This is a genomic window from Pseudomonas sp. 50_B (assembly GCF_017491625.1).
Classification (GTDB): Bacteria; Pseudomonadota; Gammaproteobacteria; order Pseudomonadales; family Pseudomonadaceae; genus Aquipseudomonas; species Aquipseudomonas danubii.
In genome coordinates this window covers 80255-98013 of the sequence record NZ_JAFGYX010000012.1, presented here as the reverse complement: position 1 = coordinate 98013, position 17759 = coordinate 80255, and the positions used below count along the sequence as shown (strand labels likewise).

General features: G+C 61.2%; 16 protein-coding genes and 1 tRNA gene. 10 read left to right on the top strand and 7 right to left on the bottom strand.

The window, feature by feature from the left end; translation table 11 throughout:
• Window positions 1–26: 26 nt before the first annotated feature.
• Genes murI through hemA form a run of 5 tightly spaced genes read right to left on the bottom strand, consistent with a single transcriptional unit; the run spans window position 27 to window position 4747 of the window.
• Window positions 27–818 carry a glutamate racemase gene (gene murI, locus J5M73_RS18220; protein WP_102860259.1) on the bottom strand — a complete coding sequence of 264 codons (792 nt, stop codon included), beginning with the start codon at window positions 816–818 and terminating at the stop codon, window positions 27–29.
• Complete coding sequence (locus J5M73_RS18215) at window positions 811–1566, bottom strand: molybdopterin-synthase adenylyltransferase MoeB (protein ID WP_102860987.1); 756 nt, start codon at window positions 1564–1566, stop codon at window positions 811–813. Before J5M73_RS18215 ends, murI begins: the two co-directional genes overlap by 8 nt.
• Window positions 1560–2390 carry a peptide chain release factor N(5)-glutamine methyltransferase gene (gene prmC / locus J5M73_RS18210; RefSeq protein WP_102860258.1) on the bottom strand — a complete coding sequence of 277 codons (831 nt, stop codon included), beginning with the start codon at window positions 2388–2390 and terminating at the stop codon, window positions 1560–1562. Before prmC ends, J5M73_RS18215 begins: the two co-directional genes overlap by 7 nt.
• Window positions 2391–3473 carry a peptide chain release factor 1 gene (gene prfA, locus J5M73_RS18205; RefSeq protein WP_102860257.1) on the bottom strand — a complete coding sequence of 361 codons (1083 nt, stop codon included), beginning with the start codon at window positions 3471–3473 and terminating at the stop codon, window positions 2391–2393.
• A complete protein-coding gene (hemA, locus tag J5M73_RS18200) occupies window positions 3473–4747 on the bottom strand; it encodes a glutamyl-tRNA reductase (RefSeq protein WP_102860256.1) in 1275 nt (424 codons plus the stop codon). Before hemA ends, prfA begins: the two co-directional genes overlap by 1 nt.
• A gap of 325 nt (window positions 4748–5072) precedes the next feature.
• Here hemA and J5M73_RS18195 point away from each other — a divergent pair, with 325 nt between their 5' ends.
• From J5M73_RS18195 to ychF, 8 genes are all read left to right on the top strand, one after another.
• Complete coding sequence (locus J5M73_RS18195) at window positions 5073–6797, top strand: tetratricopeptide repeat protein (RefSeq protein ID WP_102860254.1); 1725 nt, start codon at window positions 5073–5075, stop codon at window positions 6795–6797.
• A gap of 4 nt (window positions 6798–6801) precedes the next feature.
• The gene (gene lolB, locus J5M73_RS18190) at window positions 6802–7419 is read left to right on the top strand and encodes a lipoprotein insertase outer membrane protein LolB (RefSeq protein ID WP_102860253.1); all 618 of its coding nucleotides are present in this window, start codon (window positions 6802–6804) and stop codon (window positions 7417–7419) included.
• 1 nt (window position 7420) lies between these two features.
• Window positions 7421–8272, top strand: a complete 852-nt coding sequence (gene ispE, locus J5M73_RS18185) for a 4-(cytidine 5'-diphospho)-2-C-methyl-D-erythritol kinase (protein ID WP_102860252.1) — start codon at window positions 7421–7423, stop codon at window positions 8270–8272.
• A gap of 36 nt (window positions 8273–8308) precedes the next feature.
• Window positions 8309–8383 (top strand) — tRNA-Gln (locus tag J5M73_RS18180).
• 48 nt (window positions 8384–8431) lie between these two features.
• A complete protein-coding gene (locus J5M73_RS18175) occupies window positions 8432–9373 on the top strand; it encodes a ribose-phosphate pyrophosphokinase (RefSeq protein WP_003171603.1) in 942 nt (313 codons plus the stop codon).
• A gap of 139 nt (window positions 9374–9512) precedes the next feature.
• A complete protein-coding gene (locus J5M73_RS18170; protein WP_060841029.1) occupies window positions 9513–10112 on the top strand; it encodes a 50S ribosomal protein L25/general stress protein Ctc in 600 nt (199 codons plus the stop codon).
• A 168-nt stretch (window positions 10113–10280) separates the two neighbouring features.
• The gene (pth, locus tag J5M73_RS18165; RefSeq protein WP_060841030.1) at window positions 10281–10865 is read left to right on the top strand and encodes an aminoacyl-tRNA hydrolase; all 585 of its coding nucleotides are present in this window, start codon (window positions 10281–10283) and stop codon (window positions 10863–10865) included.
• Window positions 10866–10888: 23 nt separating this feature from the next.
• On the top strand, window positions 10889–11989 hold the full coding sequence (ychF, locus tag J5M73_RS18160) for a redox-regulated ATPase YchF (RefSeq protein ID WP_053153762.1): 1101 nt from the start codon (window positions 10889–10891) through the stop codon (window positions 11987–11989).
• Window positions 11990–12047: 58 nt separating this feature from the next.
• On the opposite strand, the gene J5M73_RS18155 is transcribed toward ychF, so the two are convergent.
• Both J5M73_RS18155 and pobA read right to left on the bottom strand, forming a co-directional pair.
• Window positions 12048–14102, bottom strand: coding sequence for a TonB-dependent receptor (locus J5M73_RS18155; protein WP_102860250.1), 2055 nt, complete (start codon window positions 14100–14102; stop codon window positions 12048–12050).
• Window positions 14103–14303: 201 nt separating this feature from the next.
• A complete protein-coding gene (gene pobA / locus J5M73_RS18150) occupies window positions 14304–15491 on the bottom strand; it encodes a 4-hydroxybenzoate 3-monooxygenase (protein ID WP_102860249.1) in 1188 nt (395 codons plus the stop codon).
• Between the two features lie 191 nt (window positions 15492–15682).
• Here pobA and J5M73_RS18145 point away from each other — a divergent pair, with 191 nt between their 5' ends.
• Both J5M73_RS18145 and J5M73_RS18140 read left to right on the top strand, forming a co-directional pair.
• Window positions 15683–16573 (top strand): helix-turn-helix domain-containing protein, encoded by an 891-nt coding sequence (locus J5M73_RS18145; RefSeq protein ID WP_102860248.1) that lies wholly within the window; start codon window positions 15683–15685, stop codon window positions 16571–16573.
• 219 nt (window positions 16574–16792) lie between these two features.
• Window positions 16793–17728 (top strand): transporter, encoded by a 936-nt coding sequence (locus tag J5M73_RS18140; RefSeq protein ID WP_102860247.1) that lies wholly within the window; start codon window positions 16793–16795, stop codon window positions 17726–17728.
• The last annotated feature ends 31 nt before the right edge of the window (window positions 17729–17759 follow it).

Here is a 17759-nt window from a genome sequence, read left to right as displayed (position 1 = left end):
TACGGTCGAGGGATTTTCGGGTTTTTTCACAACTCGAAACGCTGAACGCTGGCAGGGCCTTTCCACAAAAGCGGCAACACCTGGACAAAGTGCGGGACGTCGCCGCTGGTCCAGAAACGAGTCTCCCGGGCCGGGCCCCGGGCCCGTAGCTCGCCCTCGTCCAAGAGGCGTTGCAACTGCCGGGCAACGGCGCCGCCCGTGTCGATCAGGCTGATGTGGGCCGGCAGCATCTGCAGCAGCACCGGCTTGAGAAACGGATAGTGGGTGCACCCCAGGATGATGGTGTCGCAGCCGGCCGCCAGCAGCGGTTCGACATAGCCCTGCAACAGTTGCCGTAGGGCGCTGCTGTCGAGGTCGCCGTTTTCGATCATTTCCACCAGGCCGGGACAGGGCTGGGTGACCACTTTCACATCCGCGGCGAAGCGATCGAGCAAGGCGGCGAACTTGGCACTCTGCAAGGTGCCGGTGGTGGCCAGCACCCCGACCACCCCGCTGCGGGTCGCCGCCGCGGCGGGCTTGACCGCAGGCTCCATGCCGACGATGGGCCAGTCCGGGTAATCGCGGCGCAGATCGGCCACTCCGGCCACAGTGGCGGTGTTGCAGGCCAGGACCAGGGCCTTGGCGCCCTGCTCGCGGAAGTAGCGCGCCATCAGGGCACAACGCTGGCGAATGAACTCCGGGGTCTTTTCGCCGTAGGGAATATGCCCGCAATCGCCAAAGTACAGCAGTGATTCGTTGGGCAGCAGGCGCTGTATTTCCGCCAGTACCGACAGACCGCCAACACCGGAATCGAACACCGCAACGGGCGCTTCACTCATGCTGAACTCCGCAAACGCTGCAACCGGGATCACGCTTGACCCGCAGCTCACGAAAGCGCGTACCCAGGGCATCGATCAATAACAGTCGACCCACCAGAGGCTCGCCAAACCCGGCCAGCAGCTTCAGGGCTTCCAGCGCCTGCAGGCTGCCCACGGTGCCCACCAGCGGGCCAAGTACCCCGGCTTCACTGCAGGTCAGCTCGGCTTCGCTGCCATGCCCGTACAGGCAGTGGTAGCAAGGGCTTTCCGGACGGCGCGGGTCGAACACCGACAACTGCCCTTCCAAGCGAATCGCCGCGCCACTGACCAGGGGCTTGCCAGCCGCCACGCACGCGGCGTTCACCGCCTCGCGGGTACTGAAGTTGTCGGAGCAATCAAGCACCAGGTCCACCACGGCCACGGCGGCGGCCAGGCTGTCGACGTCCAGTGCCTGGCGATGGGGCACCAGGCGGATTTCCGGGTTGAGGGCGGACAGCCGGCTGATGGCCGAATCCACCTTGCTGACCCCGACACTCTGGCTGTCGTGGATGATCTGGCGCTGCAGGTTGGTCAGGTCCACGCTGTCGAAGTCGGCCAGGTGCAGCTCGCCGACCCCGGCCGCCGCCAGGTACAGCGCCGCCGGGGCACCAAGGCCACCGAGGCCGACAATCAGTACCCGGCTCTGCTTGAGGCGCAACTGGCCATCGATGTCGACGTGCTGCAACAGAATCTGCCGGCTATAGCGCAACAGCTCCTGATCGGTCAGCACGGCAGGCACCCGAGGCTGATGCGTTCATGACCACCCAGGTCGATGCGGCTGTGGACTTCGATGAACCCCCGGGCTGTCAACAATTCGCGCACCGCGCCAGCCTGATCGTAGCCATGCTCGAGCATCAGCCAGCCACCGGCTTCCAGGTGCTGCGGGGCCTGGTCGACGATCAGGCGCAGGTCGTCCAGACCGTCCTTGCCCGCCACCAGGGCGCTTTCGGGTTCGAAACGCACATCGCCGGCCGCCAGATGAGGATCGGCCTCGGCGATGTAGGGGGGATTACTGACGATCAAGTGGAAACGCTGGGACTCGACCGCGCTGAACCAGTGGCTGCTGAGCACGGTGACGTTGTCCAGTTGCAGGCGCTGGCGGTTGCGTTCGGCCAGGGCCACGGCTTCCAGCACCCGATCCACGGCAGTGACCTTCCAGGCCGGACGCTCGCTGGCCAGGGCCAGGGCGATCGCGCCGCTACCGGTGCCCAGGTCGAGGACCTTGGCCGGGGTCGCTGGCAACAGTTCCAACGCCGCCTCCACCAGCAGCTCCGTGTCGGGGCGCGGAATCAGGGTGTGCGGTGCCACTTCCAGATCCAGCTTCCAGAAGCCCTGTTGCCCGAGGATGTAGGCCACCGGCTCGCCGGAACGGCGTCGTTGCAGGTATTCAGTGAACAGCAACACGGCCTCGCTGGGCACGATGCGCTCTGGCCAGGTATGGAGAAAACTCCGCGGCTTGCCCAGGGCCGCTGCCAGGAGCAGTTCGGCATCCAGGCGCGGCGTCGGCGAATCGGGTAATTGAGCTGCGCGCAGCAGGCTGGCGATGATGGTCATTTACTCACCCAATGCCGCAAGTTGATCGGCCTGATACTCAGCCAGCAGCGGTTCAATCACGGCCTCGACGCCCCCGGCGAGGATTTCGTCCAGGGAATACAGGGTCAGGTTGATCCGGTGATCGGTGACCCGGCCCTGAGGGAAATTGTAGGTACGAATACGCTCGGAGCGATCCCCCGAGCCCACCAGCAGCTTGCGCTCGCTGGCGATGGCATTGGCCGCGGCGCTGGTCTGCTGGTCGTTGAGCTTGGCCGACAGCCAGGACATGGCCCGGGCCCGGTTCTTGTGCTGGGAACGCTCTTCCTGGCACTCCACCACGATGCCCGAGGGAATGTGGGTGATGCGGATCGCCGAGTCGGTCTTGTTCACATGCTGGCCGCCGGCGCCCGAAGAGCGGTAGGTATCGATGCGCAGGTCCGCCGGGTTGATCTCAATGGCTTCCTGTTCGTCCGGCTCGGGCAGCACCGCCACGGTGCACGCAGAGGTGTGGATGCGACCCTGGGACTCGGTGGCCGGCACGCGCTGCACACGGTGCGCGCCTGACTCGAACTTGAGCTTGCCGTAGACGTTCTCGCCTTCGACCCGGGCGATGACTTCTTTATAGCCGCCGTGCTCACCCTCGTTTTCCGAGAGGATCTCCAGCCGCCAGCCACGCCGCTCGGCGTAGCGCGAATACATGCGGAACAGGTCGCCGGAAAAGATCGCCGCTTCGTCACCGCCGGTGCCGGCGCGGATTTCCAGGAACACGTTGCGCCCGTCGTTGGGGTCCTTGGGCAGCAACATGCGTTGCAAGGCGCTTTCCAGCTCGGCCAATTGCTCCTTGGCCTCGCGCACTTCCTCGGCGGCCATTTCCCGCAGGTCCGGGTCATTGTCCTTGAGCAGCGCCTGGGCACCTTCGAGATCGGCCTGGACCTTGAGCACCTGTTTGTAGGAGGCGACGATCGGCTCGACTTCCGCGTATTCCTTGGAATAGGCGCGGAACTTGGCCTGATCGGAAATGACCTCAGCATCGCCGAGCAAGGCGGTCAGTTCCTCGAAACGATCCTGGAGAATGTCCAGCTTACTGAGCAGTGACGCTTTCATTACGGGGTTTTATCCGATGAGCCCTCACCGAGGGCAAAGAGTTCTTGAGCCATGGCCAACGCATCGAGGCGGCCTTCGGCGGACAGCTTTTTCAGCTGTACGCTCGGCGCGTGCAGCAGTTTGTTGGTCAGGCCACGGGCCAGTTGGGCCAGTACATCCTCGGCGCTGGAGCCATTGCTCAGCATGCGCAGAGCCTTCTGCAGTTCTTCATCACGCAGGCGCTCGCTCTGCTGACGATAGGCCTTGAGCACGTCCACCGCCGCCAACTCACGCAGGCGCACCATGAAATCCTCGGCGCCGATGTTCACCAGCTCCTCGGCTGCCTGGGCCGCGCCCTGACGGCTCTTGAGGTTTTCCGCGACCACTTCGTGCAGGTCATCGACGGTGTAGAGGTAAACGTCGTCCAATTCGCCGACTTCAGGCTCGATATCCCGGGGAACGGCGATATCCACCATGAAAATCGGCTTGTGCTTGCGCAGCTTCAGCGCGCTTTCCACCGCCCCCTTGCCAAGGATCGGCAACTGGCTGGCGGTGGAACTGATAACGATATCGCTGTGCACCAGCTCCTGGGGAATATCCGACAACAGCACGGCGTGGGCGCCGAACTGCTCGGCCAGGAGGCTGGCCCGCTCCAGGGTGCGGTTGGCCACGACGATGCGCTTGACCCCAAGGTCGTGCAGATGGCGGGCCACCAGGGTAATGGTCTCGCCGGCACCGATCAGCAACGCCTGACTGCGCTGCAGATCGCTGAAAATCTGTTTCGCCAGGCTCACCGCAGCAAAGGCCACGGACACCGGGTTCTCGCCAATGGCGGTATCGGTGCGTACTTGCTTGGCGGCGCTGAAGGTAGCCTGGAACAGCCGACCCAGCAGCGGGCCGACAGTGCCGGCCTCACGGGCCACGGCGTAGGCGGACTTCATCTGCCCGAGAATCTGCGGCTCGCCCAGCACCAGCGAATCCAGCCCCGACGCCACCCGCATCATGTGACGAACTGCCGCATCATCTTCATGCACATAGGCACTGGCACGAAGCTCGTCTAGGCTCAGGTGGTGATATTCCGCCAGCCAGCGCAGCACCACATCCGCAGAAAGATGATCCTGTTCTACATAGAGCTCACTGCGATTGCAGGTTGAGAGGATCGCAGCTTCGCGGCTGTCGGTGAGTCGGCAGAGCTGCTGCAAGGCCTCAACCAACTGCTCAGGGGTAAAGGCCACGCGCTCGCGGACGTCTACAGAAGCAGTCTTGTGGTTAATACCGAGTGCAAGGAAGGCCATTCAAGGTCGCTGATGATGTCGAGAAGCCGGCAATTGTCCTACTTCGACCGACGCAGAACAACTACCGCCGACTATTGTCCTAGTTTTGTGCCAAAACTCGCCGAGCGAAGATCAGGCAAGGCGAAAACAGGCGAGGAAGCGGAGTTTAGGGGCCTAAATGAGCATTCCGAGCCTGTTTTCAACGCAGCATGATCGAAGCGCAGGCAGTTTTCGCGCAGAAACTAATAGACTGCCTCTGTTCTGGCATCCCGTTGAGTCTCGGTTATGTTTGACCGAAGGCTTGTGTCATGATGATCCGACCGCAGGTTAGTCGCCCTCTTCCTATATGAATAGATCTTCCGCGTTGCTCCTCGCCTTTGTCTTCCTCAGTGGTTGCCAGTCACTGGCCCCCGTTTCATCGGACGCTACGTCGCCGGTGGAAGACAGCACCCCAGCCCCTGAAAAGCCCAAGGTCTATTCATCGTTCAGCGAAGACACCATCTTCAGTCTGCTGAGCGCTGAACTGGCGGGCCAGCGCAATCGTTTCGACATTGCCCTGGACAACTACGTGACCCAGGCCATCAACACCCAGGATCCGGGCATCTCCGAGCGCGCCTTTCGCATTGCCGAGTACCTGGGAGCCGACCAGGCAGCCCTGGACACTTCGCTGATCTGGGCCAAGAACGCTCCAGACGATCTGGAAGCACAACGGGCTGCCGCTATCCAGCTGGCCCGCGCCGGTCGTTATGACGACTCCATGCTCTATATGGAGAAAGTTCTGCAGGGCAAGGGCGACACCCATTTCGACTTTCTTGCGCTGTCGGCTGCCGATACCGACCAGGACACCCGCAATGGCCTGATGAAAAGCTTCGATCGCCTGCTGCAAAAGCACCCGCACAACAGTCAACTGATCTTCGGCAAGGCCCTGTTGATGCAGCAGGATGGCGACGCCAAGGATGCCCTGAGCTTGCTGGAGCAGAATCCGCCGGAAGACGGCGAGGTGGCGCCGCTGCTGTTGCGCGCCCGTCTGCTGCAGAGCCTGAACCGCGGCAAGGAAGCCCTGCCGCTGCTGGAAAAAAGCATCCGCAAATACCCGGACGACAAGCGTCTGCGCCTGACCTACGCCCGCATGCTGGTGGAACAGGACCGCATGGAGGACGCCAAGACCCAGTTCTCCAGCCTGGTCCAGCAGTACCCGGAAGACGATGAACTGCGCTATTCACTGGCGCTGGTGTGCCTGGAGGCCAAGGCCTGGGAAGAGGCCAAGGGTTACCTGGAAGACCTGATCGCCCGGGAAAGCCACGAAGACTCCGCACACCTGAACCTGGGACGAATCGCCGAAGAACTCAATGATCCGCAAGGGGCCCTGATCGAATACGCCCAAGTCGGACCGGGTAACGATTACCTGCCAGCGCAACTGCGTCAGGCCGATATCCTGATGAACAACGGCCGTACCGACGAGGCGCAAAAGCGCCTGGTGGCAGCCCGTGATGCCCAGCCCGACTACGCAATCCAGCTGTATCTGGTCGAAGTCGAAACCCTGTCGGCGAACAATCAGGGCGATCGCGCCTGGAACGTTATTCAGCAGGCGCTGCAACAGTATCCCGATGACGTGAACCTGCTCTATACCCGTGCCATGCAGGCGGAAAAACGCAATGACCTGGCACAGCTGGAAAAAGACCTGCGCCTGATCATCCAGCGCGAGCCGGATAACGCCATGGCCTTGAATGCCCTGGGCTACACCTTGTCGGACCGCACGACCCGCTACACCGAGGCCAAGGCACTGATCGAGCAAGCCCACCAACTGACCCCGGAAGACCCGGCGGTGCTGGACAGCCTGGGCTGGGTAAACTTCCGCCTGGGCAACCTCGACGAGGCCGAGCGCCTGCTGCGCCAGGCCCTTGAGCGCTTCCCCGACCAGGAAGTTGCGGCGCATCTGGGCGAAGTGCTGTGGAACAACGGCAAGCAGCGCGAGGCCAAACAGATCTGGAGCAAGTTCATCAAGGATCAGCCCGATAGCCCCGTATTGCGCGACACCATCAAACGCCTGACCGGATCAGAGACTCTTTAAGACTATGTTTTTGCGCCACGTAATTGTTTTCAGCCTTATCGCCCTGCTTGCCGGCTGTGCCGGTTTTGGCGCCCGTGAGTCAGTCCAGGGCCAGGGCAACCCTGCCCAATGGCGTCAGCACAAGGACCAGTTGACCGGCCTCGATGGCTGGCAGATCAACGGCAAAATCGGTATTCGCGCGCCCAAGGATTCCGGCAGCGGCACGCTGTTCTGGCTGCAACGCCAGGACTATTACGACATTCGCCTGTCCGGTCCGCTGGGTCGTGGTGCTGCACGCCTGACCGGCCGCCCCGGCCAGGTCAGCCTGGAAGTGGCCAATCAGGGTCGTTACGAAGCGGCCAGCCCGGAAACTCTGCTTGAAGAGCAGATGGGCTGGAAACTGCCGGTCTCCCACCTGGCCTGGTGGGTTCGCGGTCTGCCTGCCCCAGACAGCAAAAGCCGCCTGACCCTGGATGGCGACAGCCACCTGGCGAGCCTGGAACAGGATGGCTGGCAAGTGGAATACAGCAATTACTCCGAACAGAACGGCTACTGGCTTCCCGAGCGCATCAAACTGCATGGCAGCAACCTTGACGTCACCCTGGTGATCAAGGAATGGCTGCCACGCAAGCTGGGGCAATGACATGTCCATGGAAAAGCTGACCCTGCCCTCCCCAGCCAAACTTAATCTGATGCTGCACATTCTGGGTCGCCGTGAAGACGGCTACCACGAGTTGCAGACGCTGTTTCAATTTCTCGACTATGGCGATGAAATCACCTTCGCTCTCCGCGATGACGCAGAGATTCGCCTGCACACCGAGTTCGACGGCGTGCCTCACGACAGCAATCTGATCGTCAAGGCGGCGAAAAAGCTCCAGGAACAGTCCGGCTGCACCCAGGGCATCGATATCTGGATCGACAAGATCCTGCCCATGGGCGGCGGCATCGGCGGCGGCAGTTCCAATGCCGCCACTACCCTGCTGGGCCTCAATCATCTCTGGCAACTGGGCTGGGATGAAGATCGACTGGCTGCATTGGGGCTGACCCTGGGGGCTGACGTTCCAGTTTTCGTACGCGGGCACGCTGCGTTCGCTGAGGGCGTGGGTGAAAAACTCACCCCCGAATACCCCGAAGAACCCTGGTACCTGGTGCTGGTTCCGCAAGTGTCTGTAAGTACAGCAGAAATTTTTTCCGATCCGCTGTTGACACGTGACACTCCGCCCATTAAAGTGCGCCCCGTTCCCAAGGGAAACAGCAGAAATGACTGCCTTCCGGTAGTCGCAAGGCGTTATCCAGAAGTACGTAACGCATTGAATTTGCTAGGTAAATTTACCGAAGCAAAACTGACTGGAACTGGAAGTTGTGTGTTTGGGGGCTTCCCAAGCAAAGCTGAAGCTGATAAAGTCTCGGCCCTTCTTACAGAGACCCTTACAGGGTTTGTGGCAAAAGGAAGCAACGTTTCGATGTTGCATCGCAAGCTGCAAGGTCTGCTCTAAAGGAATCGAGTATCAGGTACTCGAAGCAACAGATACAGGGGCGTCGCCAAGCGGTAAGGCAGCAGGTTTTGATCCTGCCATGCGTTGGTTCGAATCCAGCCGCCCCTGCCATTTTCCTTATACTCATCCAGGTATACCCTCAGCCTTCAGGTACTGCGCGTGTCCAAGATGATGGTCTTTACGGGGAACGCTAACCCCGATCTGGCTCGGCGTGTAGTACGTCAGCTGCATATCCCTCTCGGTGACATCTCTGTTGGAAAATTCTCCGACGGCGAAATTACTGCCGAGATCAATGAAAATGTCCGCGGTAAAGACGTCTTCATTATTCAGCCGACTTGCGCTCCGACCAACGACAACCTGATGGAACTCGTCGTGATGGCTGATGCCTTCCGCCGCTCCTCAGCGACTCGTATCACTGCTGTTATTCCTTATTTTGGTTATGCCCGTCAGGATCGCCGTCCGCGTTCCGCACGTGTGGCTATCAGCGCGAAAGTCGTGGCTGACATGCTCACCGTAGTCGGCATCGACCGTGTCCTCACGGTTGATCTGCATGCTGACCAGATTCAGGGTTTCTTCGATATCCCGGTAGATAACATCTACGGCTCCCCGGTTCTGGTGGATGACATCGAAGACCAGCGTTTCGAAAACCTGATGATCGTGTCCCCGGACATTGGCGGCGTCGTGCGTGCACGTGCCGTGGCCAAGTCCCTGGGCGTGGATCTCGGGATCATCGACAAGCGTCGTGAGAAAGCCAATCACTCCGAAGTGATGCATATCATCGGCGACGTCGAAGGACGCACCTGCATTCTGGTCGATGACATGGTCGATACCGCCGGCACTCTGTGCCACGCGGCCAAGGCCCTGAAAGAGCATGGCGCAGCCAAGGTCTTTGCCTACTGCACACACCCTGTGCTGTCGGGTCGGGCCATCGAGAACATTGAAAATTCCGTGCTGGACGAGCTGGTGGTGACCAACACCATCCCGCTGTCCGCTGCAGCACAAGCCTGTGCGCGTATCCGCCAACTGGATATCGCACCGGTAGTTGCCGAGGCGGTCCGCCGCATCAGCAATGAAGAATCGATCAGCGCGATGTTCCGCTAAGGGCTAGTCCCTGGCAAAACATCCCGATGACGAAAAGCGCCCCGTCCCAACCTCTGTTGGGACGGGGCTTTTTTGCCCATATCGCCTTTAGCGCTGGTCGCAAACGCTGGGGCGAGTGTGGTTATTTTGGAGATACAACATGAACGATTTTACTCTGAATGCTGAACTGCGTTCCGACCTGGGGAAAGGTGCGAGCCGCCGCCTGCGTCGTCTCGCAAGCCTGGTTCCAGCTGTAGTTTACGGTGGCGACAAAGCCCCTGAATCCATCAGCATGCTGGCCAAAGAAGTGGCCAAGCTGCTGGAAAACGAAGCTGCCTACAGCCACATCATCGAACTGAACGTGGGTGGCACCAAGCAGAACGTCGTGATCAAGGCCCTGCAACGTCACCCGGCCAAAGGCCACGTGCTGCACGCTGACTTCGTTCGCGTAGTTGCTGGTCAGAAACTGACCGCCATGGTTCCAGTGCACCTGATCAACGAAGCTGCACCGATCAAGAAAGGCGGCGAGATCTTCCGCGCTACCACCGAGATCGAAGTTTCCTGCCTGCCAAAAGACCTGCCTGAGTTCATCGAAGTCGACATGACCGAGACCGACATCGGCACCGTGATCCACCTGTCCAACCTCACCGCTCCTAAAGGCGTTGAGTTTGTTGCTCTGGCACACGGCAACGACCTGGCAGTAGCCAACGTCTACGCACCACGTGTTGCTTCTGAGAAAGAAGAAGGCGCAGCAGAGTAATTCACTCTGACGCCGGAGTTGAGCGGAACACATCGCGGACTGGAACGTAGCGAGAAAGCGGGCGAGAACGCGAAGTTTGCCGCAAGGCAACCAAGCTTTTGTCGTCCCCTTTCGCCGTAGCACCGGTTGCGGCGATGTTATCCACCACTCCAAAGAAGGGCCCCTATCGTGACTGCCATCAAACTGATCGTTGGCCTGGGTAATCCAGGCGCCGAATACGAACAGACCCGGCATAACGCAGGGGCCCTTTTTGTTGAGCGCATCGCCGAGAAACAAGGTGTCAACCTTGTCGCCGATCGCAAATATTTCGGCCTGACCGGGCGCTTCAGTCACCAGGGTCAGGACATTCGTCTGTTGATTCCCACCACCTACATGAACCGCAGCGGCCAGGCCGTGGCGGCGCTTGCCGGCTTCTTCCGCATCAAGCCGGAAGAAATCCTGGTGGCCCACGACGAACTCGACTTGCCTCCCGGCGTCGCCAAGCTCAAGACCGGCGGCGGGCATGGCGGGCACAACGGACTGCGGGACATCATCGCGCAGCTCGGCAATCAGAATACCTTTCACCGCCTGCGGCTCGGCATCGGCCACCCAGGTGTTGCCAGTATGGTTTCAAACTTTGTCCTGGGTCGTGCGCCACGCGCCGAACAGGAAAAACTCGATGCCAGCATCGATTTTGCCCTCGGCGTGCTGCCGGATATCTTCGCCGGTGAATGGAACCGCGCGATGAAAAACCTGCACAGCCAGAAGGCCTGACTCTACTCCTCGGGGAATACACCATGGGATTCAATTGCGGCATCGTCGGCCTGCCTAACGTCGGCAAGTCCACCCTGTTCAACGCCCTGACCAAGTCCGGGATCGCGGCCGAGAACTTCCCCTTCTGCACCATCGAGCCCAACAGCGGTATCGTGCCGATGCCCGATCCGCGCCTGGACGCCCTGGCGGCGATCGTCGTGCCGGAGCGCGTGCTGCCGACCACCATGGAGTTCGTCGACATCGCCGGCCTGGTGGCCGGTGCCTCGAAAGGTGAAGGCCTGGGTAACAAGTTCCTGGCCAACATCCGCGAAACCGATGCCATTGCCCACGTGGTCCGCTGCTTCGAAGACGACAACGTGATCCACGTGTCCAACAGCGTCGACCCCAAGCGCGACATCGAAATCATCGATCTGGAACTGATCTTTGCCGACCTCGACAGCTGCGAAAAACAGCTGCAGAAAGTCGCCCGCAACGCCAAGGGCGGTGACAAGGATGCCGTGGCCCAGAAAGCCCTGCTGGAGCAGTTGATCGCCCACTTCACCGAAGGCAAGCCGGCCCGTAGCCTGATGAAGGACATGAGCAGCGATGAGAAGCTGATCATCCGCGGCTTCCACCTGCTGACCACCAAGCCGGTGATGTACATCGCCAACGTTGCCGAAGACGGCTTCGAGAACAACCCGCTGCTGGACGTGGTCAAGGCCATCGCCGAAGAAGAAGGCGCGATCGTGGTGCCGGTGTGCAACAAGATCGAAGCGGAAATCGCCGAGCTCGAAGACGGCGAAGAAAAGGACATGTTCCTCGAGGCCCTGGGCCTGGAAGAACCTGGCCTGAACCGGGTGATCCGCGCCGGCTACGAAATGCTCAACCTGCAGACCTACTTCACTGCGGGTGTGAAGGAGGTTCGCGCCTGGACCGTGCGTGTCGGCGCCACCGCGCCTCAAGCGGCCGCCGTGATCCACACCGACTTCGAAAAAGGCTTCATCCGTGCCGAGGTCATCGCCTACAACGACTTCATTCAGTTCAAGGGTGAAGCCGGTGCCAAGGAAGCCGGTAAATGGCGCCTGGAAGGCAAGGAATACATCGTCAAGGACGGCGACGTGATGCACTTCCGCTTCAACGTGTAACCCCTTCAGCCCCATTGCCGCGCAATGGGGCTGACCTCCCCCGCTCTATCCAGCGCCCCTAGAAATAGGTGGTCGCCCCCGCGAAGAATGCCCGTCCGGGCACATAGAAGTTGGTCGATCCGTCCCGCAGGTCCTTGTCCATCAGGTTCTGTACCCCACCGTTCAACGTCAGCCATTTGGTCAACGCCAGGTTCGCCGTCAGGTCATAGGTGGTGTAGGACTGCACGAAATCATTGCCCAGGCCCCGCTGCTTGCCGACGTGCTGCGCCGACAGTTCGGTGCTCAAACGGTCATTGATCTGCCAGTCCAACGCGCTGAATGCCGACAGTTTGGGTGAGCTGATCAGATCTTCACCCGTGCTCAGGTTCCGGCTTTCCAGCATGTAGGTGGCGTTGGTGCGCCACGTCAGCGAATCACCCAGCGGCACCCGGGCGGTGCCTTCCCAACCACGGGTGCGGGCCTTGTCGACGTTTTCCAGCATGGTCCACCAGCGGCCCTGGTACTGGCCCAGCGGGCCGTATTCGATCTTGTCGGTGAAGTCGGTGTGGAAGTAGGTCAGGCCCGCTTCCCAGCCGTCATGATCGAAGGACAGGCCGATTTCCTTGTTGGTGCTGGTTTCCGGCATCAGGTTCGGATTGCCGGCCATCCAGCAACTGCCGGTGACATAACCCAACGGACGCAACGAACCACAACCACGGCCTCCGGACTCGGTCGCCGCCCCCGCACTGCCTTCCTTCAGGCTCGGCGCACGAAAGCCCTTGGAAACACCCCCACGCACGGTCCAGTCCGGGTGCGGGTGATAGACCACATAAGCCCGTGGACTGTTGTGGTTGCCGTACTTGTCGCTGTGGTCGAAACGGTTGCCCAGGGTCAGGGACAGGTTGTCCAGCAGGAACAGTTCATCCTCGATAAAGGCCGCCGAGTAATCGCCCTTCAAGGTCGAGCCGCTAACCGGCGTACCTTGGTAATCCGCCGGTACGGTGCCGAGGGTATTGGTGTTGGTCAGCTCCTCGCGCTTCCATTGCCCACCCAGCGTCAGGCGCTGATCCACCAGCAGTTCGAAGGGCAGATTGAGACTGCCCTCGACGATCTTCTCTTCGGAGTTGGCTTTGCCTGTATCAAGGTCGTTGCGGTACTTGTTCAGGTAGGCATCGAGCTTCGTGGTACCAAAGCTCCAGTCACCGGTGTGGGACAGGATGTAGCTATCGCGAGTCAGTCGGCTGGGACCAAAGGAAACACCAACGGTATCGCCCCAATCACCAAAGGTTTTCTTTGAGGCCCAGGAACGCTCAACGCCATGTACCGCCTCGAAGGACAAGCTCTGTTCTTCGTTGATCTGCCAGTCCAGCAGCGCATTTACGCTCTGATTCTTGGAACCGCCTGCACCGTCGTCGTACATGAAATCGCCTTGGGCATCGCGCCGCGCCTCGACTTCATCCGCCGCCCGACGCGTGACGTTGGCCCCCAGGCGCAATCCCAGGGACTCGGTCAACGGCCCCGAGGCATTCGCACTGTACTGGGTGGTCTGGCCGCGATCGGAGTCCTTGGGCACGGTGATGTGGGTGCTGGCCGAACCGGTCCAGGTCCGTGAGACCTTGCGGGTGATAATGTTGATCACCCCGCCCATGGCGTCCGAGCCGTAGAGCGACGACATCGGTCCACGGACGATCTCGATGCGCTCGATCATGTTCGGCGAGATCCAGTTCAAGTCCTGACGCGCCAGGTCACGACGATAACTCAGGTCCGCGGAGCTACCGACGCGCTTGCCGTCCACCAGAATCAGCGTGTACTTGTCGTCCAGGCCCCGCAGCTTGATCTTCGACTGCTCGCCCACCGGGCCGAAACCACCGGTCACCCCCGGCACCCGACGCAACAGGGTGTTGAGGTCGTAAACCGGCTGGCGCTCGATTTCCTCACGGGTGATGACGCTGACGCTGGCTGGGGCATCCTTGAGGTCCGTGGCGCCGCCGGTAGCGGTGACAAACGCGGTGTCCAGTTCCAACGGCGCCGGCTTGGTCTCTTCTGGCGTCGCGCCGGCCTGCGCCAGCGGTGGCAGCAGGCCGACACCGGCGCTGAGCAGAAGCGAATGGAACAGGCAGGAGCTGACTTTCATTACAAACGATCCTTGTCGATTCAATGCACCTTGGTGGTGCATCAAGGGAGAGGGGATCGAAGTGTAATGCTAATAAATATCATTTATAAATAGGAATATTTCTCGAAAGGCACCTTTCGGCCCATGCCATGTGCAAACACGGCCCCGCAGCCACCCCCGTTCGCGAGCGGTTCCAGGGCCAATGCTTCCAATGCCGAAGGCTCAGCAGATGTCTTCGTAAGGCAGGCCCACATAGTTCTCGGCAATGTTCACCAGTCCCGCGTGGGAGTTGAGGAAATACTCGCGGTCGGCCTGCTGCATCTTGTGCTCCCAGGCGTCCTGGTGCTCGCCGAAATCGTGCAGCAGGTTGGTCATGAACCAGCTGAAACGCTCGCCCTTCCACACCCGGCGCAAGGCTAGCTCGGAGTATTTTTCCAACAGATCGCTGCGCCCCTCGCGGTACACCTTGACCAGGATCCGGTACAGGTAACATACGTCGGAAGCCGCAAGATTCAGGCCCTTGGCGCCAGTGGGCGGGACAATGTGCGCGGCATCACCGACCAGGAACAGCTTGCCGTACTGCATGGGCTCGACCACATAGCTGCGCAGCGGCGCGATGCTTTTCTCCAGCGCCGGCCCGGTGACCAGATCCGCCGCCACCTGCGCCGGCAGACGGGCCTTGAGCTCGTTCCAGAAGCGCTCGTCGGACCAGTCCTCGACCTGGTCGCTCAGCGGCACCTGCAAGTAGTAACGGCTGCGAGTCAGGGAGCGCTGGCTGCACAGCACAAAGCCGCGCTCATGCTGGCCATAGATCAGCTCGTGGTTGACCGGCGGGGTATCGGACAACAGCCCCAGCCAGCCGAAGGGGTACTCGCGCTCGTAGTGGGTCAGCACCGCCTCGGGAATGCTCTTGCGCGCCACGCCATGAAAACCGTCGCAACCGGCGATGTAGTCGCAATCGATGCGGTGCTGCTGGCCGTCCTTTTCATAGGTGAGGTAGGGCCGTGCGCCCTTCATGTCGTGGGGCTGCACCTTGTCCGCGGAGTAGATGATCGGCGCCCCGCAGGCCGCGCGGGCTTGCATCAGGTCACGGGTGACTTCGGTCTGGCCGTAGACCATCACCGTCTTGCCCCCGGTCAGGGCCTTGAGGTCGATGCGCACGCGCTTGCCGCCCATCAACAGCTCCACCCCTTCGTGGACCAGGCCTTCGGCGTCCATGCGCTGCGCCACTCCAGCCTCGCGCAACATGTCCACCGTGCCCTGTTCCAGCACCCCGGCGCGGATGCGGCCGAGTACGTATTCCGGGGTCTGGCGCTCGACAATCACTGTGTCGATGCCGGCCTTGTGCAGCAGTTGGCCCAGCAGCAGGCCGGAAGGTCCGGCACCGATAATCGCAACCTGAGTTTTCATTATTGTCGTCTCATTAGGGCATTCCAGTGGGCCGACAGGCGCAGACTGGAATTTATGGTTATTGTTGTACCCCTGCATTTTTGCCGACAGAAACGCGGAAAAATGGTGATAAGCCACGCTAAAAATGCACTTTTGAAAACAACGTTCGATTATCGAGCATTCCAGCCAAGCCCTTGCCAAGGTCGCGTCCGATGAAAGCCAGCCGCTCCAGCATCCCGGTATTCAAGCTCTATGGGGAAAACCAGGCCTGGCCGACTCCGGACCTGTTGCACTGCGAATCCATCCCCAAGCGCAGCAGCCTGCACCACTGGGAGATCAAGCCACACCGTCACGCCGACCTCTACCAACTGCTCTACGTGCAACGCGGCCAGGCCCTGGTGGAGGTCGAGGGACGGCGCCAGGACGTGCGCGAGGCGACGATCCAGGTGGTGCCGCCGCTGATGGTCCACGGCTTTCAGTTCTCGGAAAACATTCAGGGTTACGTGCTGACCCTGGGCGCGCCCCTGGTAGCCCAGCTGGAAGCGCAACTGGGTGCGCCGCTGGCGGTGCTGGCCAGCGCCGGCTGCTACCCCGTGGGCCGCGACCGCCACAGCCTCAACACCCTGTTCAAGGCGCTGATGGACGAATACGAAGGCAGCGCCGCCGCTCGCGATTTGTTGCTGCACTCGCTGGTCAACGTGCTGGTGGTGTGGATCAGTCGCCGTGGCCAGCAGAACACCCCACCGAGCAATCGCGGCGAGCGCAATCAGCAACTGTTGGGGCACTTCATCAAGCTGGTGGAGCGCCACTATCAGCAACACCCCACGGTGGAATCCCTGGCCCACCGCATCGGCCTGTCCAGCGTGCACCTCAACACCCTGTGCCGGGAGCTGGCCGGGCAGAGCGCACTGCAGATCCTGCACCAGCGCCTGATGCTGGAAGCCAAGCGCGGCCTGATCTACACCAACATCAGCATCAGCCAGCTGTCGGACAACCTGGGGTTCAGCGACCCCACCTACTTCTCACGCTTCTTCAAGCGCCTCAGCGGCCAGTCGCCCAATGCCTTCCGCCAGAGTGCCGGGCAAGACGCCAACAGCCCCTGAGGCGCCACGAGTTTTGTGCAGGTAGCCGATTTCTCTTAACAAATCTCGCCACGCGCTGGCCGGAGCGGCGGTCTTGCGGGCCACGTCACATATCCATCTTATTGATTCAAAAAGAAAATTTTCGAATAAAAGGTTTGGCACGCTAGTTGAGAAGCTCAGCCGGCGCGCCAGGAGCCACCTCCTGCCAGCGCCCCCCATAACAATAAGGCAGACCTTCTCATGCACCCGACCTCCTCGCGCCTGCGCGCCCTTGCACTCACTTCAAGCCTGCTGCTGACCGCCCACGCCCCCTGGCTCCAGGCCAGCGAGGGCGGCGTTTCCTCCTGGCCCATGGGCATCGAACTCTACGGCATGGGCATCCTGCCGCCGCCCGGCACCTACGCCCAGGTCTTCGTCGGCAACTACCTGGCCGACAGCCTGCGGGACGATGCCGGCCGCCGTAGCGCCCGCATCGATTTGCGGGTCACCAGCGTGGTGCCACGCTTTGTCTGGGTCACCGAGCAACAGGTGCTGGGAGCGCAACTCGGTTTCCACGCCCTGCTGCCGCTGAACGACATGCGCCTGAACATCCAGAACGGCCCCCACGATCACAAGCGCGGCATCGGCGACGCCCACCTCGGCCCGGTACTGGGCTTTCATCACAGCGACAAATTCCACAGTGCCCTCGGGATCGATTTCGTCCTGCCCAGCGGCGGCGAATACGACAAGAACGACCTGATCAACCTGGGTAACCACTACTACACCGTGCAGGCGGTGTATGCCATGACCTACACCGACCCGCAGGGGTTCAACGCCGACGTGCGCCTGATGCACGACTACAACTTCGAAAACCGCGCCACCCACTATCAGTCCGGGCGCGAGCTACACGCCGACTACAGCCTCGGCTGGGGCGTGGGCAATGGCTGGGTGATCGGCGTCGGCGGGCACGCCTATCAGCAGATCAGCGACGACAAGTGCAACGTCACCGATTGCGCCGCCGCGGCCCAGGTGCAGGCCAGCGACGGCCATCGCGGCCGCTCGTTCTCCATCGGTCCGGCAGTGCAGTTCAGCAGCAAACAGGGCTGGTCGCTGAGCGCCAAATGGCAGGATGAATCGGCGGTGCGCAATCGCGCTGAAGGCCAGACCTACTGGCTGAAATTCACCAGCGCACTCTGAACCGCCGAGGGGCGGGCCCACTCGTGCCCAA